Below are 20,744 nucleotides of genomic sequence, written 5' to 3'. Positions count from 1 at the left end.
AGCAAGGCTTGCCCGCGATGAAGGCGACTCGGTTTAGAGCCTTACGCTGGCAAAAGTCGACTCATTACGCGCCTGACTCAATGCCGACAACGGCCCCGACAATGGCGACAGCACCAGTGCCTGCGGCAGCGGCATCATTGCTACCTGCTGCGTGGTGTTGGAACCCACACGCTCGTCACGCGGCGGAATACCGAAGTATTCGCGATAGCACTTGGAAAAATGCGGAGTGGACACGAAGCCACATACCGACGCCACTTCGATAATCGACATCGGTGTTTGCTTGAGCAACTGCCGGGCGCGGATCAGGCGCAGTTTCAGGTAGTAGCGCGACGGCGAACAATGCAGGTACTTCTGGAACAACCGCTCCAGCTGACGACGCGACACCGCGACGTATACCGCCAGCTCATCCAGGTCGATCGGCTCTTCCAGATTGGCCTCCATCAGCGCGACGATTTCCTGCAACTTCGGCTGGTTGGTACCAAGCATGTGCTTGAGCGGCACACGCTGGTGATCCTGCTCATTGCGGATGCGCTCGTAGACGAACATTTCCGAGATCGCGGCCGACAGTTCGCGTCCGTGATCACGGCTGATCAGGTGCAGCATCATGTCCAGCGGCGCAGTGCCACCAGAGCTGGTGAAGCGATTACGGTCGAGGGTGAACAACCGGGTGCTCATGGCCACGCGCGGGAAAGCTTCCTGCATCGATGCCAGGCATTCCCAGTGCACGCTGCAATCAAAACCGTCCAGCAGCCCGGCGCACGCCAGGGCCCAGCTACCCGTGCACACTGCGCCGAGACGACGCGACTGGCGCGCCTGGCTCTGTAGCCATGAAACGTGTTCGCGGGTGACCGTGCGCTGGATACCGATACCACCGCAGACAATGATGGTGTCCAGCGCGGGAGCCTTGTGCATGGAGCAATCGGGGGTGATCTGCAGGCCGTCACTGGCCCAGACCTGCCCGCCATCGACGGTGAGTGTAGTCCAGCGATACAGCTCGCGACCGGACAACTGGTTGGCCATGCGCAGTGGTTCCACTGCGGACGCCAGAGAAATCAGCGTGAAATTGTCCAGCAGCAAAAAGCCGATGGATTGAGGCGCACGGTTCTGGGGTTGAGTCCCGGAGTTGAACGTCGTCATCGCAATATCTCCTCACACAAAGCGGGTGATGGCCTCAGGCGGAGGCTCTTGTTATTGCCATCATTCTCGCGTGGGAGACGGGCTTTGTAATGACAGAGCAATTGCCATGCCTAAAATTGAATGCGCGTTCAATAACTCCTGAAAACGACGTCGGAATGTGTCTGTATATGACCACGTAGAGTGGGGGGATATAAGTGCCATCAATCGCATCAAGCGCTCTGTCCCTTAGCGTGTGAGCAAATCGGTAGCACTTGTGGGAACAGCGCTGCGGCGTGTATTGAAAGAGTGTCACCACAAGCACAGGTGACAGGCGGTCAGCGACGATTGGGATCCCTGATCCTGTCGAAGTCGCTTATCTGTAAGCGACGCGCTAAAAGGTGGCGTATCAAGGATGGTGTGTTCACTTTGCGCGCGGTTTTGACTGATCTGGCAACATCGCGGGCAAGCCCGCTCCCACAGGGATCTGTGGTGTGCCCCACTTCTTGGTTGCACAGCAAATCCTGTGGGAGCGGGCTTGCCCGCGATGGGTTCAACCCGATATCAGCACTCCACCGCACTGACCGCTAATCCACCGCGCGAGGTTTCCTTATATTTGTCATGCATGTCCGCCCCGGTATCACGCATAGTCCGGATCACCCGGTCCAGCGAGATAAAGTGCTGCCCGTCACCGCGCAACGCCATCTGCGCCGCATTGATCGCCTTCACCGCGGCAATTGCATTACGCTCGATGCAAGGCACCTGCACCAGTCCGCCCACGGGGTCACACGTCAGCCCCAGGTTGTGTTCAAGTCCAATCTCAGCCGCGTTGCACAGCTGCTCCGGCGTGGCACCGAGGATCTCCGCCAACCCCGCCGCCGCCATGGCGCAGGCCGAACCGACCTCACCCTGGCAGCCGACTTCAGCCCCGGAGATGGAAGCGTTCTTCTTGCACAGGATCCCCACAGCCGCCGCGCTCAGGAAATAGTCGACGACATTGGCGTCAGTCACCGCTTCGCTGAACTTCATGAAGTAATGCAGCACCGCAGGAATGATCCCCGCCGCGCCGTTGGTCGGCGCCGTGACCATGCGCCCACCCGCCGCATTCTCTTCGTTGACGGCCAGGGCGAACAGGTTGACCCATTCCATGGCACTCAGCGTCGAGCCGATCACATTCGGCTTGCCCAGCTCCTGCAAGCTGCGGTGCAACCTGGCGGCGCGACGTCGCACATTCAGGCCACCGGGCAGGATGCCTTCATGCTTGAGGCCTTGCTCGACGCACTCCTGCATGGCTCGCCAGAGCTTCATCAGGCCGGCACGAATTTCGTCTTCACTGCGCCAGACCTTTTCGTTGGCCATCATCAGTTCGGCAACTCGCAGGTTGTGCTTCTGGCACAAGCTCAACAACTCGACCGCGCTGGAAAAATCGTAAGGCAACTCGGTGCGGTCCATATCCACCACGCCGCTACTGGCCTGTGCCTGATCCACGACAAAACCGCCACCCACTGAATAGTAGGTATCGCGGTGCAGTTCTCCCGTATCACCTTCAACCACCAACGTCATGGCATTGGGATGGAACGGCAGGTTTTCATCGATCAGGCGCATGTCCCGGGCCCAGATGAACGGCACCGGCAGATGACCATCGAGCAATAACTCGTCGGTTTCGCGCAGGGTGGCGATACGAATGCCGATTTGCGACGGATCGATCGCGTCCGGCCACTCACCCATCAGGCCCATGATCACCGCATTGTCGCTACCGTGACCGATGCCGGTGGCCGACAGCGAACCATACAGCTGCACTTCGACGCGCCGGACCTGATCCAGCAGCCCCTTCTCACGCAGGCCCTGCACGAACAGTGCGGCGGCGCGCATAGGCCCCACCGTGTGCGAACTGGAAGGGCCGATGCCGATTTTGAACAGGTCGAAAACGCTGATAGCCATTACTGCCGAACTCCTGGATATGCCCAACTCCAGACGCAAAAGCGCCCAGTGACGGAGCTGCTACGCTCAAGCTGCAATCCGCCGATGTGGCTGCATCATCAGGCTTTTACCCGGTCGTTCGACGTCTCGAACCGACGCACTCTTGTCCACCAACGCCGCGAGTCGCCAACGCTATGGTTCCGCCGTTTTTTTACGGCGCAGAGGTACAAACAGGGCAGAAAAAAGCTGTAAACGACGTCACCGACACTGGATGCGACCATCCCTGTACTGGTTACGACGCACCCTGTAGGCGTCAGATTTTCACTGGTACATGATCGTATCGACTCGATTGCAAGGCGCCGAGGTAGAGCTGTCTGAAAACGCCATCCAACCGCAACCTATAAGTGCGGTGGTCCAGTCGGAACACTGCCAAAAAAAACACCAAGGAGTCAGTCAATGAAAGGTTCCCCGTCGTTGTTGTTGGCCGCCATGCTTAGTCTGCCGGTTCTGGCGCAAGCTGCAGAACCGGCCCAGTGCAGCACCGTAAACTTCTCCGATGTCGGCTGGACCGACATCACCGTCACCACCGCTACCACCAGCGTCGTGCTCGACGCACTGGGGTACAAGACCAAAACTACAATGATCTCCGTGCCGGTGACCTACAAGTCGCTGGCAGATGGCAAGAACATGGACGTGTTCCTGGGCAACTGGATGCCAACCATGGAGAACGACATCAAGGCCTATCGTGATGCCGGTACCGTGGAGACCCTGCGCGCCAACTTGGAAAACGCGAAATACACCCTCGCCGTTCCCGAAGAGTTGTATAACAAGGGGCTGAAGGATTTCGCCGACATCGCCAAGTTCAAGAAAGAGCTCGATGGCAAGATCTACGGCATCGAACCTGGCAACGACGGCAATCGTCTGATCCAGAGCATGATCGACAAGAACGCCTTCGGCCTCAAGGAAGCCGGCTTCAAGGTCGTCGAGTCCAGCGAGGCAGGCATGCTCTCGCAAGTTGATCGCGCGCAGCGGCGCAATACCGCCGTGATATTCCTGGGCTGGGAGCCACACCCGATGAACACGCGCTTCAAGATGAAGTACCTGACCGGCGGCGATGATTTCTTCGGCCCCAACTTCGGCCAGGCGACCATCTTCACCAACACCCGCAAGGGCTACGCCCAGGAATGCAGCAACGTTGGTCAGCTGCTCAAGAACCTGGCGTTCACCCTCGACATGGAAAGCACGCTGATGGGCAACGTCCTGGACGACAAGATGAAGCCTGACGCGGCTGCCAAGGCCTGGCTGAAAAAGAATCCACAGGTGCTCGATACCTGGCTCGCTGGCGTAACCACCATTGACGGTAAACCAGGCCTGGAGGCCGTGAAAGCCAAACTCGCGCAGCCTTGAATTCAGGAGCATCGTTTATGCCGGGTGAGCGTGCTCACCCGGGCTGTTATTTCCTTGCATGCGGACGTTCAATACCATGCTGATTGATCAGAAAATCCCTCTAGGCCAGTACATTGCGAGCTTCGTCGAATGGTTGACGCAACATGGCGCCAACACCTTCGACGCCATCGCCGTGTCTCTGGAAACGATGATCCACGGCGTGACTTTTGCGCTGACCTGGTTCAACCCGCTGGCATTGATCGGCCTTATCGCACTACTTGCGCATTTCATTCAACGAAAGTGGGGACTGACAGTTTTCGTCATCGCCTCCTTCCTGCTGATCCTCAACCTGGGATACTGGCAGGAAACCATGGAAACCCTCGCCCAGGTGTTGTTCGCCACCCTGGTCTGCGTGGTCATCGGCGTGCCGCTGGGCATCGTTGCCGCGCATAAGCCGATGTTCTACACCATGATGCGTCCGGTGCTCGATCTGATGCAGACCGTGCCGACCTTCGTCTACCTCATTCCTACCCTGACCCTCTTCGGGCTGGGCGTGGTGCCGGGGCTGATCTCCACGGTGGTGTTCGCGATCGCCGCGCCCATCCGCCTGACTTACCTCGGTATCCGGGATGTTCCACAGGAACTGATGGACGCCGGCAAAGCCTTCGGCTGCTCGCGTCGTCAATTGCTCTCACGGATTGAACTGCCCCACGCGATGCCAAGCATTGCGGCCGGTATCACCCAGTGCATCATGCTGTCGTTGTCGATGGTGGTGATTGCCGCACTGGTGGGCGCCGATGGCCTGGGCAAACCCGTGGTCAACGCACTGAACACTGCTGATATCGCCCTGGGCTTCGAAGCGGGCCTGGCGATCGTACTGCTGGCGATCATGCTCGACCGTATCTGCAAACAACCCGACGCTAAAGTAGGGGGTGACGCATGAGCATTATACGCTTCGAAGACGTCGACGTAATCTTTTCCAAGGACCCGCGCGAGGCGCTCAAGCTGCTCGATCAGGGCATGACCCGCGACCAGATCCTGAAAAAAACCGGGCAAATCGTCGGCGTGGAAAAAGCCAGCCTGGATGTCGATAAAGGTGAAATCTGCGTACTGATGGGCCTGTCCGGTTCCGGCAAATCCAGCCTGCTGCGCTGCATCAACGGCCTCAATACCGTGAGTCGTGGCAAGCTGTTCGTTGAACACGAAGGCAAGCAGATCGACATCGCTTCCTGTACCCCGGCAGAGCTGAAGATGATGCGCACCAAGCGCATCGCCATGGTGTTCCAGAAGTTCGCCCTGATGCCTTGGCTGACGGTGCGGGAAAACATCAGCTTCGGCCTGGAAATGCAGGGGCGTCCGGAGAAGGAGCGCAAGAAGCTGGTCGATGAAAAACTCGAGCTGGTCGGCCTGACCCAGTGGCGCAATAAAAAGCCCGACGAGCTATCCGGCGGCATGCAGCAACGCGTCGGCCTGGCCCGTGCGCTGGCGATGGACGCCGACATTCTGCTGATGGACGAACCGTTCTCGGCCCTCGACCCGCTGATTCGCCAGGGCCTGCAAGATGAATTGCTGGAACTGCAGAGCAAGCTCAGCAAGACCATCGTCTTCGTGAGTCATGACCTTGATGAGGCCCTGAAGCTGGGCAGTCGCATCGCGATCATGAAAGACGGCCGGATCATCCAGTACAGCAAGCCGGAAGAGATCGTGTTGAACCCTGCGGACGATTACGTGCGCACCTTCGTCGCCCACACCAACCCGTTGAACGTGCTGTGCGGCCGCAGCCTCATGCGCACCCTGGACAAGTGCAAACGCATAAACGGTTCGGTATGCCTCGACCCGGGCGGCGATTCATGGCTGGACCTGGCCGAAGGCAACACCATCAAGGGCGCCCGCCAGAACGGTGCGAGCCTGGATCTGCAGAACTGGGCACCGGGGCAGGCAGTGGACGGCCTGGGTCGTCGGCCGACCCTGGTGGACTCCAATATCGGCATGCGCGATGCGCTGCAGATTCGCTACCAGACCGGCAACAAACTGGTGCTGCATGACAACAACCAGGTGGTAGGGATCCTCGGTGACAGCGAGCTATACCACGCGCTGCTCGGCAAGAACCTGGGGTAACACAACAGACACAAAAACGCCGCGAGAGGATCGCGGCGTTTTCGTTTATGGGATATCGGGTGATGCAGTCGTTGAAGTAGAAGCGCCCATCGCCAGCAGGCTGGCTCCCACATTGGAATGCATGCTCTTGTGGGAGCCAGCCTGCTGGCGATAAAGCCGATGCGGTGCTTCAGACAGCAACACCGCTTACTTGACTACTCAGCTATAGACCCGGCCAAGGAGCTGCCGATGGCTTTCAAACTGATCGAGCACGTCACGGGTGATCTGATCCTGAGTGAAACCCATCAGATCGTAATCCTGGCTGCCATTGTGCAGGTAAACCTCGGCGCGGTAGTAGCGTGCCCGGGGTTCATCGACACTTTCAGCCGAGACCGTCTCGCTTGCCGCCGCCAGGTAGCCATCCAGGCTCACTTCGTAGACAAACGGGTTACCCTCTTCCATCTCGATCCGCAGGCCCATGCAGCGCTTGGCCTTGCCCAGCAATGTCTGCACATCCAGGCCTTGGCCACGCAACAGAACCGCCGCCTCTTCCAGCGCCGGCGTCACCTGTTTGTCCATGAAACGTTGAACGATCGACTGGTTCGGTTGCAGGTCCAGCTGGGTCAGGCGCTCGCTGAAACCGCGCCGCCCACGGGCTGCGAGCTCCGCCTGCTCCTGTTCGATTTGCACGTCCTGGCGCATGGCCTTGTGCAAGCCGAACATGAAGAACACCAGCACCACCGAGAACGGCAGGCCAGCCAGCACCACCATGGTTTGCATGGCTTCGAAGTTACCGGCGAACAGCAGGCCGATGGTCACCAGCGTGATCACCGCAGACCAGAAGATCCGCAACCAGTGCGGCGCATCTTCATCAACGTTGCCACCCTTGCACGACAGGTTCGCCATCATCACCGCGCCGGAATCCGCCGGCGTCAGGAACAGCACGAAACCCACGAAGATCGACACGCCGATCACCACTTTCGACGCCGGGTAGTGCTCGAGAAGCTGGTAGATCGCCATGGACGGCTGTTCCAGAGCGGTCTTGCCGAGCTCCACTGCACCATGGTTCATCACCAGGTCCAGGGCCGAGTTACCGAAGATCGACAGCCACGCCAGGGTGAAGCCCAGGGGAATCAGCAACACGCCGGCCACCAGTTCACGCACCGTGCGCCCACGGGAAATACGCGCGATGAACATGCCCACGAACGGTGCCCAGGAGATCCACCAGGCCCAATAGAACAGGGTCCACAGGCCCATCCAGCGCTCGGTCTTGTCAGCGTCGCCTTCATACACATAGAGGTCGAAGGTTTTCAGCACCACGCCGTTGAGGTAGTCGCCAATGTTCTGCACAAAACCGTTGAGCAGATGCAGCGTCGGGCCGAACAGCAGGACGAAGATCAACAGGCCGCTGAAAAGGATGATGTTCAGGTTGGACAGCCGACGAATGCCATTCTCCACACCCGACACGGCAGCAATGGTCGCCACGGTGCTCATCACGATGATCACAATCAGCAGGTTGGTGTTGCTGTGCTCCATGCCGAACAGGTTTTCCAGGCCCGACGACACTTGCAGAGACCCGATCCCCAGATTGGTCACCAGGCCCAGCAGGGTCACGAACATCCCGAAGCCATCCACCGCATGACCGGCCGCGCCCTTGACCCAGCGCTCGCCCACCAGTGGATACAGCGCCGAACGCAGCGCCAGCGGCTGGTTATGACGGTAGGCAAAATACGCCACGGCAAGGCCGACCAGCGCATAAATCGCCCAGCCATGCAGGCCCCAGTGCAGGAACGTCAGCTGTACCGCCTGACGTGCAGCCATGTTGCTGCCGGCCACGCCTTCCGGCGGGTTGAAGTAGTGATCCAGCGGTTCGGATGCACCGAAGTACAACAGCGAGATGCCGATACCCGACGAGAACAGCATGCCCGCCCAGGCGCCATAGCTGAAGTCCGGGGTGTCGTCCTTGCTGCCCAGTTTGAGTTTGCCGTAGGACGAGAACGCCAGGCCGATGACAAACACCAGGTAAGCGGCAATCACCACCATGTAGTACCAGCCGAAGCTGCGGGACAACCAGGCCTGGGCGACGCCGAGCACTCTGCCGGCCTCTTGCGGGGCAATGATCAGAATGGCGGTCAACAACAGGATCAGCGCGGTAGAGGTGTAGAACACCCAACCGTTGACCGTCACCTTCTCGGGTGGGGTCTTTATAAGAGAGGCAGAACTCATGGCACAGATGCTCCGGGCAGTGCGAGAGAAGAACACAAGGCAAAGCGGTACCCGACCAATCGGTTAGTTGGCAGCCGACCAGCGGGTGATATAAAGACACCCCGAAAATGCCTGAAAGTCCCCAAGCACCGGGGCGCACAGGTTTCGAGCGATTTTGGATGTCGGTTTATCGCCATTTACACGCAGGCAAAAAACTGTAAATAGCGACGATTTGTCGCAGAGCTTATTCTTTATTGATTGAACGTTCAATCAAAACAAAATAGACTGGCCTTCAATCCGATAGACGTTCCACGTCTGCCGGAAGGCCTAAGGAGATGTGCAAGATGCCCAAGGTCGGTATGCAACCCATCCGCCGTCAGCAGTTGATCGAAGCCACTTTGCAGGCTGTCGATCAGGTTGGAATGGGGGACGCCAGCATTGCGCTGATCGCCCGTTTGGCCGGTGTCTCGAACGGCATAATCAGTCACTATTTTCAGGACAAGAATGGCCTGATCGCTGCCACGGCGCAGTATCTGATGAGTGTCCTCAGCGAGAACGTCACCGCACGCCGTCAGGCGCTGACAGATGACAGCCCGCGGGCCCATCTGCAGGTGATCATCGAAGGCAACTTCGACGCCAGCCAGGTCAATGGCCCGGCAATGAAAACCTGGCTGGCCTTCTGGGCCACCAGCATGCACCACCCGTCATTGCACAGGTTGCAGCGGATCAACGATCACCGTCTGTATTCCAACCTGTGTTGCCAGTTCCGCCGCGTACTGCCGCTGGATGACGCGCGCAGTGCAGCCCGCGGCCTGGCGGCGCTCATTGACGGTTTGTGGTTGCGCGGTGCGCTGTCCGGAGATGCTTTCGACACTGCCCAGGCGCACCAGATCGCTTACGAATACATGGATTTCCAATTGGCCAAGCAGGTGAGTTAGAGCACACATAAACGCTCAACCCCTGAACTGCTACTGATCGGTGTTGCCACAACCTTAGGGGAACTGGCTTTACCAGCAGTGGTTACCGCCAACCCACTTATGCTCTTGCGAGGACTTTATGGCCCGTTTCGAACTGCAAAAACTCTACATTGATGGCGGCTACAGCGATGCCAGCAGCGACGCTACCTTCGAAGCCATCAACCCGGCTAACGGTGAAGTCCTCGCCAACGTCCAGCGCGCGACCAAGGAAGACGTGGAACGCGCCGTGGTCAGCGCCGAAAAGGGCCAGAAAATCTGGGCCGCGATGACCGCGATGGAGCGTTCGCGCATCCTGCGTCGCGCCGTCGACATCCTGCGCGAGCGCAACGATGAACTGGCAGCCCTGGAAACCCTCGACACCGGCAAATCGTTCTCCGAAACCAAGTACGTCGACATCGTTACCGGTGCGGACGTGCTGGAATACTACGCAGGCCTGGTACCGGCCATCGAAGGCGAGCAGATCCCGCTGCGCGACACTTCCTTCGTCTACACCCGTCGCGAGCCGTTGGGCGTGGTGGCTGGTATCGGCGCCTGGAACTACCCGATCCAGATCGCCCTGTGGAAATCTGCCCCTGCCCTGGCAGCCGGCAACGCAATGATCTTCAAGCCAAGTGAAGTCACTTCCCTGACGACCCTGAAACTGGCCGAAATCTACACTGAAGCCGGCGTTCCGGCTGGCGTGTTCAACGTTCTGACCGGCAGCGGCCGTGAAGTCGGCACCTGGCTGACCGAGCACCCGCGCATCGAGAAAGTGTCCTTCACCGGCGGCACCGACACCGGCAAGAAAGTCATGGCCAGCGCTTCGAGCTCGTCGCTCAAGGAAGTGACCATGGAGCTGGGCGGCAAATCGCCTTTGATCATTTTCGACGACGCCGACCTCGATCGTGCCGCCGACACCGCGATGATGGCCAACTTCTACAGCTCCGGCCAGGTCTGCACCAACGGCACTCGCGTGTTCGTACCGACCCATCTGAAAGCTGCGTTCGAAGCCAAGATCGCCGAGCGTGTAGCGCGCATCCGCATCGGCAATCCGGAAGACGAGAACACCAACTTCGGCCCGCTGGTCAGCTTCGCCCACATGGAAAGCGTGTTGGGTTACATCGCCAAGGGCAAAGAAGAAGGTGCTCGCGTTCTGTGCGGCGGCAGCCGTCTGACCGAAGGCGAATTCGCCAAAGGCGCCTTCGTGGCACCGACAGTGTTCACCGACTGCACCGACGAGATGACCATCGTTCGCGAAGAAATCTTCGGGCCGGTGATGGCGATCCTGACCTACGACAGCGAAGAAGAAGTGATCCGTCGTGCCAACGACACCGACTTCGGCCTGGCCGCCGGCATTGTCACCAAGGACCTGAACCGCGCTCACCGTGTGATTCATCAACTGGAAGCGGGTATCTGCTGGATCAACGCCTGGGGCGAGTCCGACGCGAAGATGCCGGTGGGTGGCTACAAGCAGTCGGGTGTTGGTCGTGAGAACGGCATCAGCTCGCTGAACAACTTCACGCGCATCAAATCGGTACAGGTCGAACTGGGCGATTACGCCTCGGTTTTCTAAGGCGGCATCTGCTTCGCCTGCGAGGCCGTCATCGCCAGCAGGCTGGCTCCCACAGGAGTACGCATTCCAATGTGGGAGCCAGCCTGCTGGCGATCGAGTGCGCAGCACTCGCAACGGTCTGACCTGACCTACTTCAAAGAGGGTGCATTCAATGTCCCAAGAATTCGATTACATCATCATCGGTGCCGGCTCTGCCGGTAACACCCTGGCGACCCGTCTGACTGAAGACGAAGGCGTCACCGTCCTGCTGCTCGAAGCCGGTGGCCCGGATTACCGTCTGGACTTCCGCACGCAGATGCCAGCCGCCCTGGCGTTTCCGCTGCAAGGCCGTCGCTACAACTGGGCCTACGAAACCGATCCTGAACCACACATGGACGGTCGCCGGATGGAATGCGGTCGCGGCAAGGGCCTGGGTGGCTCTTCGCTGATCAACGGCATGTGCTACATCCGCGGCAACGCCATGGACTACGACAACTGGGCCAAGCTGCCTGGCCTGGAAGACTGGGACTACCTGAACTGCCTGCCGTATTTCCGCAAGGCGGAAACCCGTGACATCGGTCCGAACGACTACCACGGTGGCGAGGGCCCGGTCAGCGTGACCACGCCAAAAGCCGGCAACAACCCGCTGTTCCACGCGATGGTTGAAGCAGGCGTGCAAGCCGGTTACCCGCGCACAGAAGACCTGAACGGTTACCAGCAGGAAGGCTTCGGCCCGATGGACCGCACCGTCACGCCGAACGGTCGTCGCGCCAGCACCGCTCGCGGCTACCTGGACACGGCCAAGAAGCGTTCGACCCTGACCATCGTCACCCACGCCCTGACCGACAAGATCCTGTTCGAAGGCAAGCGTGCGGTCGGAGTGCGTTACCTGATCGGCGCTGCAGAAGAGCGCGTTGAAGCCCGTGCCCGCAAGGAAGTGCTGCTGTGCTCCGGCGCCATTGCCTCGCCGCAAATCCTGCAACGCTCCGGCGTCGGCCCGGCCGAACTGCTGAACAAGCTCGACATCCCGGTGGTCCACGACCTGCCAGGCGTTGGCGAAAACCTGCAGGATCACCTCGAGCTGTACTTGCAGTACGCTTGCACTCAACCGGTTTCGCTGTACCCATCGCTGCTCTGGTACAACCAGCCAGCCATCGGTGCCGAGTGGCTGTTCAACGGCACCGGCATCGGCGCCAGCAACCAGTTCGAAGCCGGCGGTTTCATTCGTACCCGCGAAGATTTCGATTGGCCGAACATCCAATATCACTTCCTGCCGGTGGCGATTAACTACAACGGCAGCAACGGTGTGAAAGAGCACGGTTTCCAGGCACACATGGGTTCCATGCGTTCGCCGAGCCGCGGTCGCATCCAGGCCAAGTCCAAGGATCCGCGCGAGTACCCGAGCATCCTGTTCAACTACATGGCCACCGAGCAGGACTGGCAGGAATTCCGCGACGGCATTCGCCTGACCCGTGAAATCATGCAACAGCCGGCGCTGGACCAGTACCGTGGCCGTGAAATCAGCCCGGGCATCGAAGTGCAAACCGATGAGCAGCTCGACAAGTTCATCCGCGAACACGCTGAAACCGCGTTCCACCCGTCCTGCTCGTGCAAGATGGGCACCGACGAAATGGCTGTGGTCGATGGCGAAGGCCGCGTGCATGGCATGCAGGGTCTGCGAGTGGTCGATGCCTCGATCATGCCGATCATCACCACCGGTAACCTGAATGCGCCAACGATCATGATCGCCGAGAAAATCGCCGACAAGATCCGCGGCCGCCAGCCTCTGCCGCGCAGCACGGCGGATTACTATGTGGCCGGTGATGCTCCGGTACGTGGCAAGCCGATGCGGGATGTGAGCCTGACTGCTCAGTAAGACAGTCAGACTGCGGCGCGGCCATCGCGGGCAAGTCGAACGTCGCACCGCCGCTCCCACAGGAATCTCGGGTGTTCACATAATCTGTGCTCACTGAATATCCAATGTGGGAGCGGCGGTGCGCCGTTCGACTTGCTCGCGAAAGGGCCCGGCCCAACAACCACACATCTGCACCCTGATACACCCGGCAATCCCTACCCCCTCTGCCCACGCCCTTGATCTACCCCACGCCCAGGCCTAATCTAGCGCCACGCAAACGTTTCACCCCCTTCGCCACACCGCGTCACCGCCACTCCATCCAGGGAGGTTCCCGAATGTTCGATTTCCACCCCCAGCTCAAGCAGCGCTTTGCTGCCTTGCGCACGGGCGCCGAGTTCTTTTCGCTACGCTATGTGCGCGAGTCCGGCCAGTACCTGTCAGTGCGCAAGAACGTCGCCGAACCGCCGAGCCTGAGCCGCGACGAAGGGGCCATGCTGACGGTGCGGGTCAATGGCGTTGAAGCCTATGCGGCGACCAACGACCTGTCGCAACCAGGCCTGCAAGCAGCACTCGAGAAAGCCGAGCAACAAGCCCGACTATTCAAGCCTCATGCCTTGCTCGACCTTCGCGAGCAGGCCGTTTCCAGTGATCGCGCCGACTACTTTTCGCCCAATCTCGATCAGCCCTTCCCCTCTCTCAGTGATTGCTATCAGCTGCTCGGCGCCGAATCCGCAGCTGTACCCAAGGATGAGCGGCTGGTGAACTGGCAGGTCAGCATCGGCGTCACCCACGTCGAGCAGATCTACCTCAACAGCGCCGGCGCCGAGTTGCGCCAGGCCCAGCGCTTCGTTTACCCGGGCCTCGACGTCACTGCCTACGATGGGAACGACAGCCAGACCCGCAGCCTGGGCCACGAGAACTTTGGCCAGCAGGGCGGTGCCGACGTGATCAGCCGCTGCGGACTGATCGGCGCCGGTCCGCAAGTAGCGGATCAGGCCCTGCAGTTGCTGCTGGCACCCAACACCCCGCAAGGCACGCGTGACCTGCTATTGATGCCCGACCAGATGATGCTGCAAATCCACGAGTCCATCGGTCACCCCCTGGAGCTGGACCGCATCCTGGGCGATGAACGCAATTACGCGGGCACCAGCTTCGTCAAGGCGCAAGACTTCGGTCAACTGCAGTACGGCTCGCACCTGCTCAACGTGACCTTCGACCCGGACATTCCCGAACAACTCGCAAGCTACGGGCATGACGACGATGGCAGCGCCGCCAGCAAGCAGTTTCTGATCAAGCAAGGTTTGTTGCTGCGGCCATTGGGTGGTGCCCTCTCGCAGTTTCGTGCGGGCATGGAGGGCGTAGCCAACAGTCGCGCCTGTGGCTGGAACCGTCCGCCGATCGATCGCATGGCCAACCTGAACATTGAGCCTGGGGATCAACCGCTGGAGCAACTCATCGGCAATATCGAGCACGGCATCCTGATGAGCACCAACCGCTCCTGGTCGATCGACGATGCACGCAACAAATTCCAGTTCGGCTGCGAGTGGGGCCAGTTGATCGAGAATGGCGAACTCAAGGGCGTGGTGAAAAACCCTAATTACCGGGCAATCTCTGCACAGTTCTGGAAAAACCTCAGCGCCGTCGGCGACGCCAGCACCTTCAAGGTATTAGGCACACCGAACTGCGGCAAAGGTGAACCGAATCAGGTGATCCGCGTAGGCCATGCCTCGCCCGCCTGTGTATTCAGCAACGTGGATGTATTCGGGGGAGACGCCTGATGAGTATTCCAATCAATCAGGCCGAGTCGTTCAAGGCCCTGGTGACCTGGCTGCAGGGCGCCATTCGCCAGCCGGAACAGTTCACCCTGAGCTACGCCGCCGAGTCCTCGGCTTTCGTGCGGTTCAACCATGGCAAGGTGCGCCAGGCCGGACAGGTGCAGCAGGCCAGCATCGGCTTCAAGCTGATCGACCAGGGCCGCCACGCCGACCTCGACATCACCCTGTCGGATGACCTCCGGGCAGATATCCAGCGTCTGGCCGAGGGCCTGCAGCAGCTGCGCGACACCCTGCCGCTATTACCGGAAGACCCGTACCTGCTGCTCAACTTCAACGACTGGCAGAGCCAGAACGTGCAGGATCATCCGCTACCGGAGACAGCGCAGGCCGTGGCTGAAATCACCCGCGCGGCGGCAGGCCTGGACCTTGTGGGCTTTTACGCAGCGGGTCCGATCAGCCGCGGTTTCGCCAGCTCTTCGGGAGCGTTCGGCTGGCATCAGGCGAACAGTTTCAATTTCGATTTCAGCCTGTTTCACGAGAACGGCCAGGCGGTAAAAGCCAGCTATGCCGGGCATGAATGGAACAGCGAGGGTTTTGCCAAACGCTTCGAGCAAGCCCGCGAGCAACTTGAATTTCTCGGCCGCCCGCTACGCACCCTGGCGCCGGGTCAGTACCGCGCCTACCTCGCACCTGCTGCGCTGGAAGAAATCATCGGCATGCTGTGCTGGGGCGGGTTTTCCGCGCAGTCGATTGCCAGCAAGAGCAGCCCGCTGCAGAAGCTCTATGCCGGCGACCAGGCATTCAGTGCGCTGGTGTCGCTGGATGAACACGTGAGCGGTTCGTTGAGCCCGGCGTTTTCCGGCGAAGGTTATCCGCGCAGCGACCTGAAGCTGATCGTCGAAGGCCGGGCGGGCGAGCAGTTGGTGGGCTCACGCAGCGCCGCCGAATATGGCCTGGCCGCCAACGGCGCCGGCAGCGGTGAATCGCCCAGCGCCGTGAACATGGCGGCTGGTACGTTGCCGGACGCCGACATTCTCAAGCAATTGGGGACCGGCCTGTACATCAGCAACCTGTGGTATCTGAATTACTCGGACCAGCCAGGCGCCCGCATGACCGGCATGACGCGGTTCGCCACGTTCTGGGTCGAGAACGGCGAGATACAGGCACCGGTGAGCACCATGCGCTTTGATGACACGGCCTACAGCTTGCTCGGTTCTCAGTTGGAAGCGTTGACGCAGGAGCGGGAACTCCTGCTGTCCGCCAGCACCTATAGTCAGCGGGCAACGGCCTCGGCGTTGTTGCCGGGCGCGCTGATCAGTCGGTTAACCCTGACCCTGTAAATCCACAAATCCTTGTAGGAGCGAGCTTGCTCGCGAAAAACCGGAGAGCGCTGAGGGGCATCAGATGCCCCGCGTTATCGTTGACAACCATCGCGAGCAAGCTCGCTTCTACAGGTGCGTTGTTCCAATTGACAAGAGGTCCCATGCCCAATCGCCCGCCTCTGGATCCCGTCACCGCCCGCTGGCTGCCTTGGGTGGTGGCCATCGCTTTTTTCATGCAGTCCCTCGATGGGACCATCCTCAACACCGCACTGCCGGCCATGGCCCGCGATCTGGCGGAAGATCCGTTGCGCATGCAAGGCGTGATCATTGCCTACATGCTCACCGTCGCCTTGCTGATCCCGGCTTCGGGCTGGATCGCCGATCGTTTTGGCACCCGCAAGATATTCTTCGGCGCCATCCTGCTGTTCAGCATCGGCTCGTTGCTGTGCGCACTGTCCAATAGCCTGGGCATGCTGATCGGCGCCCGGGTCATCCAGGGCCTGGGCGGCGCGCTGATGCTGCCGGTCGGTCGCCTGGTAGTGCTGCGCGCCTATCCGCGGTCAGAGCTGGTGCGGATCATGGGCTTTATCACCATCCCCGGTCTACTCGGCCCACTGCTGGGCCCCACCACTGGCGGCTGGATGGTTGAGTATTTGTCCTGGCACTGGATCTTCCTGCTCAACCTGCCGGTGGGTGTCATCGGTTGCTACGCCGTGTGGAAATTCATTCCCGACCTGCGCGGCACCGAGCGTACCCGCTTCGACAGCCTTGGCTTCCTGCTGTTTGGCGCCGCGATGGTGCTGATCACCATCGCCATGGAAGGCCTGGGCGAGCTGCACCTGCCGCACCTGCGCGTGATGTTGCTGCTGTTCGCCGGCATGGCCTGCCTCGCTGCGTATTGGCTAAGAGCCGGGCACATCGACAATCCGCTGTTTGCGCCTTCGCTGTTCAAGACCCGGACCTTTGCCGTGGGCATCCTCGGTAATCTGTTCGCCCGCCTCGGCAGCGGCGCCTTGCCGTTCCTTGTACCGCTGCTGCTGCAAGTGGCGCTGGGCTACTCGCCCTCCCAGGCCGGCATGAGCATGTTGCCACTGGCCGCCGCAGCCATGGTCGCCAAGTCGGTGGCTCGGCCGCTGATCGAACGCCTGGGTTATCGCATCGTGCTGACTGGCAACACCCTGGCCCTGGGGGTGATGCTCGCGAGCATGGGCCTGGTCAGCGAGCAGACGCCCTATTGGCTGCTGTTGGGCATGCTGGCGATCCTGGGTGCAATCAACTCGCTGCAATTCACTGCAATGAACACGGTGACCCTGATCGACCTGGACGACGCCAGCGCCAGCAGCGGCAACAGCTTGCTGTCCGTGGTTGCGCAATTGTCCCTGAGCCTGGGAGTTGCTTGCGCCGGCGCATTGCTCGGCGGCTTCACCGCCGAAGTCGGCAATGACGGCGTGGACACGGTGCTGGGCGCCTTCCAGCTGACCTTCGTGACCGTGGGCATCATGGCGATGCTGGCGGCTGCCATCTTCTCGCAGCTATCGAAGGAAGACGGACGGCGTGTCAAACGTCCAGAGGAGCACATCGAACCTTAGTTTGCGGACGACAAGTGGCTGGGCCTGGCGACTTTCCGTCCGGAAAATACAGGCCAGTAGCCACGGGACTGATACACTACGCGACATTTTGTTTTGCAGGCCAGTCCCGTGACCACCATCGCCACCGCTTTTAATACTTTGCCGCTGTCCGCCGCCATGCTGGCTAACCTCGACTCCCTCGGTTATGCCCAGATGACGCCGATCCAGGCGCAAAGCTTGCCGGTGATCCTCAAGGGGATGGACCTGATCGCCCAGGCCAAGACCGGCAGCGGCAAGACCGCAGCCTTCGGTATCGGCCTGTTGAACCCGATCAATCCGCGCTTCTTCGGTTGCCAGGCACTGGTCATTTGCCCGACTCGCGAGCTGGCCGACCAGGTGGCCAAGGAAATCCGTCGCCTGGCCCGTGCCGAAGACAACATCAAGGTCCTGACCTTGTGCGGCGGCGTGGCATTCGGCCCGCAGATCGGCTCGCTGGAGCACGGCGCGCACATCATCGTCGGCACACCGGGTCGCATCCAGCAGCACCTGCGCAAGGGCTCGCTGGTGCTGCATGGCCTGAATACGCTGATTCTCGACGAAGCCGACCGCATGCTGGACATGGGTTTCTACGATTCCATCGAAGAAATCATCATGCAGGCCCCGGAACGTCGCCAGACCCTGCTGTTCTCGGCTACCTACCCGGTCGGCATCAAGCAGCTGGCGTCCAAGTTCATGCGCAACCCTCAGCAAGTGAAGGCCGAGGCATTCCACGACGACACGCAGATCGAGCAGCGCTTTTACGAAATCTCCCCGGAAGAGCGTATGGACGCGGTCGTCAAAGTCCTCGCGCATCACCGTCCGGCTTCCTGCGTAGCCTTCTGCTTCACCAAGCAGCAAGTTCAGGAAACGGTTGATCACCTGACCTCCAAAGGTATCTCCGCCGTCGGCCTGCACGGCGACCTGGAACAGCGCGATCGCGACCAGGTATTGGCGATGTTCGCCAATCGCAGCACTTCGGTACTGGTTGCCACCGACGTCGCCGCACGCGGCCTGGACATCGATGCACTGGACATGGTGATCAACGTCGAGCTGGCACGTGACTCGGAAATCCACATTCACCGCGTTGGCCGTACCGGTCGTGCTGGCGAGAAGGGTATCGCAATCAGCCTGGTCGCCCCGTCCGAAGCGCACCGCGCCCAGGCCATCGAACAACTGCAGAAATCGCCGTTGAGCTGGGATCAGCTGGACAACCTCAAATCCCAGGGCGGCGCCCCACTGCTGCCGGTGATGAGCACGCTGGTGATTGGCGCAGGCCGTAAAGACAAAGTTCGCCCTGGTGACATTCTGGGCGCACTGACAGGCGACGCCGGCATCCCCGGCGCCCAGGTCGGCAAGATCGCCATTTTCGATTTCCAGGCCTACGTGGCAGTGGAACGCGGCATCGCCAAGCAGGCTTTGCAGCGCCTGAACGACGGCAAGATCAAAGGCCGCTCGCTGCGCGTGCGTATCTTGTAAGAGATCATCTGCCCAACGAATATCCCCTGTGGGAGCGAGCTTGCTCGCGATGAGGCCAGCACATTCAGCATCAATGTTGTCTGTCAATCCGCCATCGCGAGCAAGCTCGCTCCCACAGTTTGTTTTGTGGTGACATATCTAGAGGACACCGTTTTGCGCTCTACCGAAGTCGTGATCATTGGCGCTGGCGCCGCAGGTTTGATGTGTGCGCTGACCGCCGCCGGGCGCGGGCGCAAAGTGATGTTGCTGGACCACGCGAACAAGGCCGGCAAGAAAATACTGATGTCGGGCGGTGGTCGCTGCAATTTCACCAACATGTACACGGAACCGGGCAATTTCCTGTCCCAGAATCCCCATTTTTGCAAATCCGCACTGGCGCGTTACACCCAGTGGGATTTCATCGCTATGGTCGCCAAGCACGGCGTGCCGTACCACGAGAAAAAGCTCGGCCAGCTGTTCTGCGATAACAAATCCAGCGACATCCTCGAGATGCTGCTCAACGAGTGCGACCAGGTCGGCGTCAGCCTGCACCTGGACACCTCGATCCAGGCCATCGAGAAAATCGAAAGCGGCTATCTGCTGGACACCACGCTGGGCCAGTTGAGCTGCCAATCCCTGGTCATCGCCACGGGCGGCCTGTCGATTCCGACGCTGGGTGCTACCGGTTTCGGTTATCAGGTGGCCAGGCAATTCGGCCACCAATTACTGCCTACCCGCGCCGGCCTGGTGCCCTTCACCATCACCGATCAGCTCAAGGAGTTGTGCACCGAGCTGTCCGGCACGTCGGTGGATTGCCTGGTGAGCTGCAACGAGCAAAGCTTTCGCGAGAACATCCTGTTCACCCATCGCGGCCTCAGCGGGCCGGCGATTTTGCAGATTTCCTCGTTCTGGGAGTCTGGCGACGCCGTCGAGATCAACTTGATGCCCGACCATGATGTACCGGCCTGGTTGCAGCAACAGCAAGCCGAACGCCCGAACAGTGAGCTGAAGACCTTGCTGGGGGAAATCTTCACCAAGAAGATGGCCAACCTGCTGGCCGACAACTGGTTCGTCTCCAAGCCGATGAAGCAGTACACCCACGGGGAATTGGCCGAGATTGCCGAGAAACTGGCCAGCTGGAAGGTGGTACCGGCAGGGACTGAAGGGTATCGAACGGCAGAGGTGACCCTGGGCGGCGTCGACACCCACGAGGTGTCGTCGAAGACCATGGAATCACTGAAAAGCCCTGGTCTGTATTTCATCGGTGAAGTGCTGGATGTCACCGGCCACCTGGGCGGCTTCAACTTCCAGTGGGCCTGGGCTTCAGGCTACGCCGCCGCGCAGTACGTCTGAAACACCGCGCAACGCACCCCGTAGGAGCTGTCGAGAGAAACGAGGCTGCGATCTTTTGATCTTCAAGATCAAGATCAAGATCAAAAGATCGCAGCCTTCGGCAGCTCCTACGGGACCGTGTTCTGCCGGACAAGGAACAGATTTTGCT

General features: G+C 60.2%; 14 protein-coding genes and 1 pseudogene. 11 read left to right on the top strand and 4 right to left on the bottom strand.

Features of this window, described 5'->3' with window-relative positions:
* Nucleotides 1–33 precede the first annotated feature (33 nt).
* Together gbdR and IMW75_RS05690 are read right to left on the bottom strand one after the other, a co-directional pair.
* Nucleotides 34–1,137 carry a choline metabolism transcriptional regulator GbdR gene (gene gbdR, locus IMW75_RS05695; protein ID WP_045059887.1) on the bottom strand — a complete coding sequence of 368 codons (1,104 nt, stop codon included), beginning with the start codon at nucleotides 1,135–1,137 and terminating at the stop codon, nucleotides 34–36.
* Between the two features lie 540 nt (nucleotides 1,138–1,677).
* Nucleotides 1,678–3,054 (bottom strand): L-serine ammonia-lyase, encoded by a 1,377-nt coding sequence (locus IMW75_RS05690; protein WP_045059886.1) that lies wholly within the window; start codon nucleotides 3,052–3,054, stop codon nucleotides 1,678–1,680.
* 435 nt (nucleotides 3,055–3,489) lie between these two features.
* Here IMW75_RS05690 and IMW75_RS05685 point away from each other — a divergent pair, with 435 nt between their 5' ends.
* The 3 genes from IMW75_RS05685 to choV all read left to right on the top strand — a co-directional run bounded on the left by IMW75_RS05685 (nucleotide 3,490) and on the right by choV (nucleotide 6,537).
* On the top strand, nucleotides 3,490–4,440 hold the full coding sequence (locus IMW75_RS05685) for a choline ABC transporter substrate-binding protein (protein WP_205892071.1): 951 nt from the start codon (nucleotides 3,490–3,492) through the stop codon (nucleotides 4,438–4,440).
* A 76-nt stretch (nucleotides 4,441–4,516) separates the two neighbouring features.
* Entirely contained in the window at nucleotides 4,517–5,362 is an 846-nt protein-coding gene (gene choW, locus IMW75_RS05680) for a choline ABC transporter permease subunit (RefSeq protein ID WP_045060006.1), read from the top strand.
* Nucleotides 5,359–6,537 (top strand): choline ABC transporter ATP-binding protein, encoded by a 1,179-nt coding sequence (gene choV / locus IMW75_RS05675; protein ID WP_122841189.1) that lies wholly within the window; start codon nucleotides 5,359–5,361, stop codon nucleotides 6,535–6,537. The genes choW and choV overlap by 4 nt, the downstream gene beginning before the upstream one ends.
* Before the next feature lie 198 nt (nucleotides 6,538–6,735).
* Here choV and IMW75_RS27305 read toward each other — a convergent pair whose 3' ends face one another.
* Nucleotides 6,736–7,095 (bottom strand): hypothetical protein, encoded by a 360-nt coding sequence (locus IMW75_RS27305; RefSeq protein WP_205940125.1) that lies wholly within the window; start codon nucleotides 7,093–7,095, stop codon nucleotides 6,736–6,738.
* 44 nt (nucleotides 7,096–7,139) lie between these two features.
* Nucleotides 7,140–8,685: pseudogene (locus IMW75_RS05670) on the bottom strand (BCCT family transporter).
* Nucleotides 8,686–9,065: 380 nt separating this feature from the next.
* Here IMW75_RS05670 and betI point away from each other — a divergent pair.
* The 8 genes from betI (at nucleotide 9,066) to IMW75_RS05630 (ending at nucleotide 20,596) form a co-directional block, all read left to right on the top strand.
* Nucleotides 9,066–9,659, top strand: a complete 594-nt coding sequence (gene betI / locus IMW75_RS05665; RefSeq protein WP_045059882.1) for a transcriptional regulator BetI — start codon at nucleotides 9,066–9,068, stop codon at nucleotides 9,657–9,659.
* 118 nt (nucleotides 9,660–9,777) lie between these two features.
* Complete coding sequence (betB, locus tag IMW75_RS05660) at nucleotides 9,778–11,250, top strand: betaine-aldehyde dehydrogenase (protein ID WP_045059881.1); 1,473 nt, start codon at nucleotides 9,778–9,780, stop codon at nucleotides 11,248–11,250.
* A 151-nt stretch (nucleotides 11,251–11,401) separates the two neighbouring features.
* Nucleotides 11,402–13,105 (top strand): choline dehydrogenase, encoded by a 1,704-nt coding sequence (gene betA, locus IMW75_RS05655; protein WP_045059880.1) that lies wholly within the window; start codon nucleotides 11,402–11,404, stop codon nucleotides 13,103–13,105.
* A gap of 314 nt (nucleotides 13,106–13,419) precedes the next feature.
* Nucleotides 13,420–14,862 (top strand): TldD/PmbA family protein, encoded by a 1,443-nt coding sequence (locus IMW75_RS05650; RefSeq protein WP_205892070.1) that lies wholly within the window; start codon nucleotides 13,420–13,422, stop codon nucleotides 14,860–14,862.
* The gene (locus IMW75_RS05645; RefSeq protein ID WP_205892069.1) at nucleotides 14,862–16,199 is read left to right on the top strand and encodes a TldD/PmbA family protein; all 1,338 of its coding nucleotides are present in this window, start codon (nucleotides 14,862–14,864) and stop codon (nucleotides 16,197–16,199) included. The genes IMW75_RS05650 and IMW75_RS05645 overlap by 1 nt, the downstream gene beginning before the upstream one ends.
* A 143-nt stretch (nucleotides 16,200–16,342) precedes the next feature.
* Nucleotides 16,343–17,770: a multidrug transporter subunit MdtD gene (gene mdtD, locus IMW75_RS05640; protein ID WP_045059877.1), complete on the top strand. Its 1,428-nt coding sequence runs from the start codon at nucleotides 16,343–16,345 to the stop codon at nucleotides 17,768–17,770.
* Between the two features lie 156 nt (nucleotides 17,771–17,926).
* Entirely contained in the window at nucleotides 17,927–19,264 is a 1,338-nt protein-coding gene (gene dbpA, locus IMW75_RS05635) for an ATP-dependent RNA helicase DbpA (protein ID WP_236695861.1), read from the top strand.
* 153 nt (nucleotides 19,265–19,417) lie between these two features.
* Nucleotides 19,418–20,596, top strand: a complete 1,179-nt coding sequence (locus tag IMW75_RS05630) for a BaiN/RdsA family NAD(P)/FAD-dependent oxidoreductase (protein ID WP_205892068.1) — start codon at nucleotides 19,418–19,420, stop codon at nucleotides 20,594–20,596.
* Nucleotides 20,597–20,744: the final 148 nt, after the last annotated feature.

Origin of the sequence: Pseudomonas gregormendelii, assembly GCF_017114825.1 — a bacterium.
Classification (GTDB): Bacteria; Pseudomonadota; Gammaproteobacteria; order Pseudomonadales; family Pseudomonadaceae; genus Aquipseudomonas; species Aquipseudomonas gregormendelii.
Note: the sequence above shows the minus strand (reverse complement) of the source record. Positions and strands in the feature narration are given on the sequence as shown.

Bases quoted from the DNA above. Each gene is read 5' to 3' on its own strand.
- choW (WP_045060006.1), top strand. From the start codon at position 4,517: ATGCTGATTGATCAGAAAATCCCTCTAGGCCAGTACATTGCGAGCTTC.
- gbdR (WP_045059887.1), bottom strand. From the start codon at position 1,137: ATGACGACGTTCAACTCCGGGACTCAACCCCAGAACCGTGCGCCTCAA.
- dbpA (WP_236695861.1), top strand. From the start codon at position 17,927: ATGCTGGCTAACCTCGACTCCCTCGGTTATGCCCAGATGACGCCGATC.
- IMW75_RS05645 (WP_205892069.1), top strand. From the start codon at position 14,862: ATGAGTATTCCAATCAATCAGGCCGAGTCGTTCAAGGCCCTGGTGACC.
- IMW75_RS05685 (WP_205892071.1), top strand. From the start codon at position 3,490: ATGAAAGGTTCCCCGTCGTTGTTGTTGGCCGCCATGCTTAGTCTGCCG.
- IMW75_RS05650 (WP_205892070.1), top strand. From the start codon at position 13,420: ATGTTCGATTTCCACCCCCAGCTCAAGCAGCGCTTTGCTGCCTTGCGC.
- betB (WP_045059881.1), top strand. From the start codon at position 9,778: ATGGCCCGTTTCGAACTGCAAAAACTCTACATTGATGGCGGCTACAGC.
- IMW75_RS05690 (WP_045059886.1), bottom strand. From the start codon at position 3,054: ATGGCTATCAGCGTTTTCGACCTGTTCAAAATCGGCATCGGCCCTTCC.
- betI (WP_045059882.1), top strand. From the start codon at position 9,066: ATGCCCAAGGTCGGTATGCAACCCATCCGCCGTCAGCAGTTGATCGAA.
- mdtD (WP_045059877.1), top strand. From the start codon at position 16,343: ATGCCCAATCGCCCGCCTCTGGATCCCGTCACCGCCCGCTGGCTGCCT.
- choV (WP_122841189.1), top strand. From the start codon at position 5,359: ATGAGCATTATACGCTTCGAAGACGTCGACGTAATCTTTTCCAAGGAC.
- betA (WP_045059880.1), top strand. From the start codon at position 11,402: ATGTCCCAAGAATTCGATTACATCATCATCGGTGCCGGCTCTGCCGGT.
- IMW75_RS27305 (WP_205940125.1), bottom strand. From the start codon at position 7,095: ATGGACAAACAGGTGACGCCGGCGCTGGAAGAGGCGGCGGTTCTGTTG.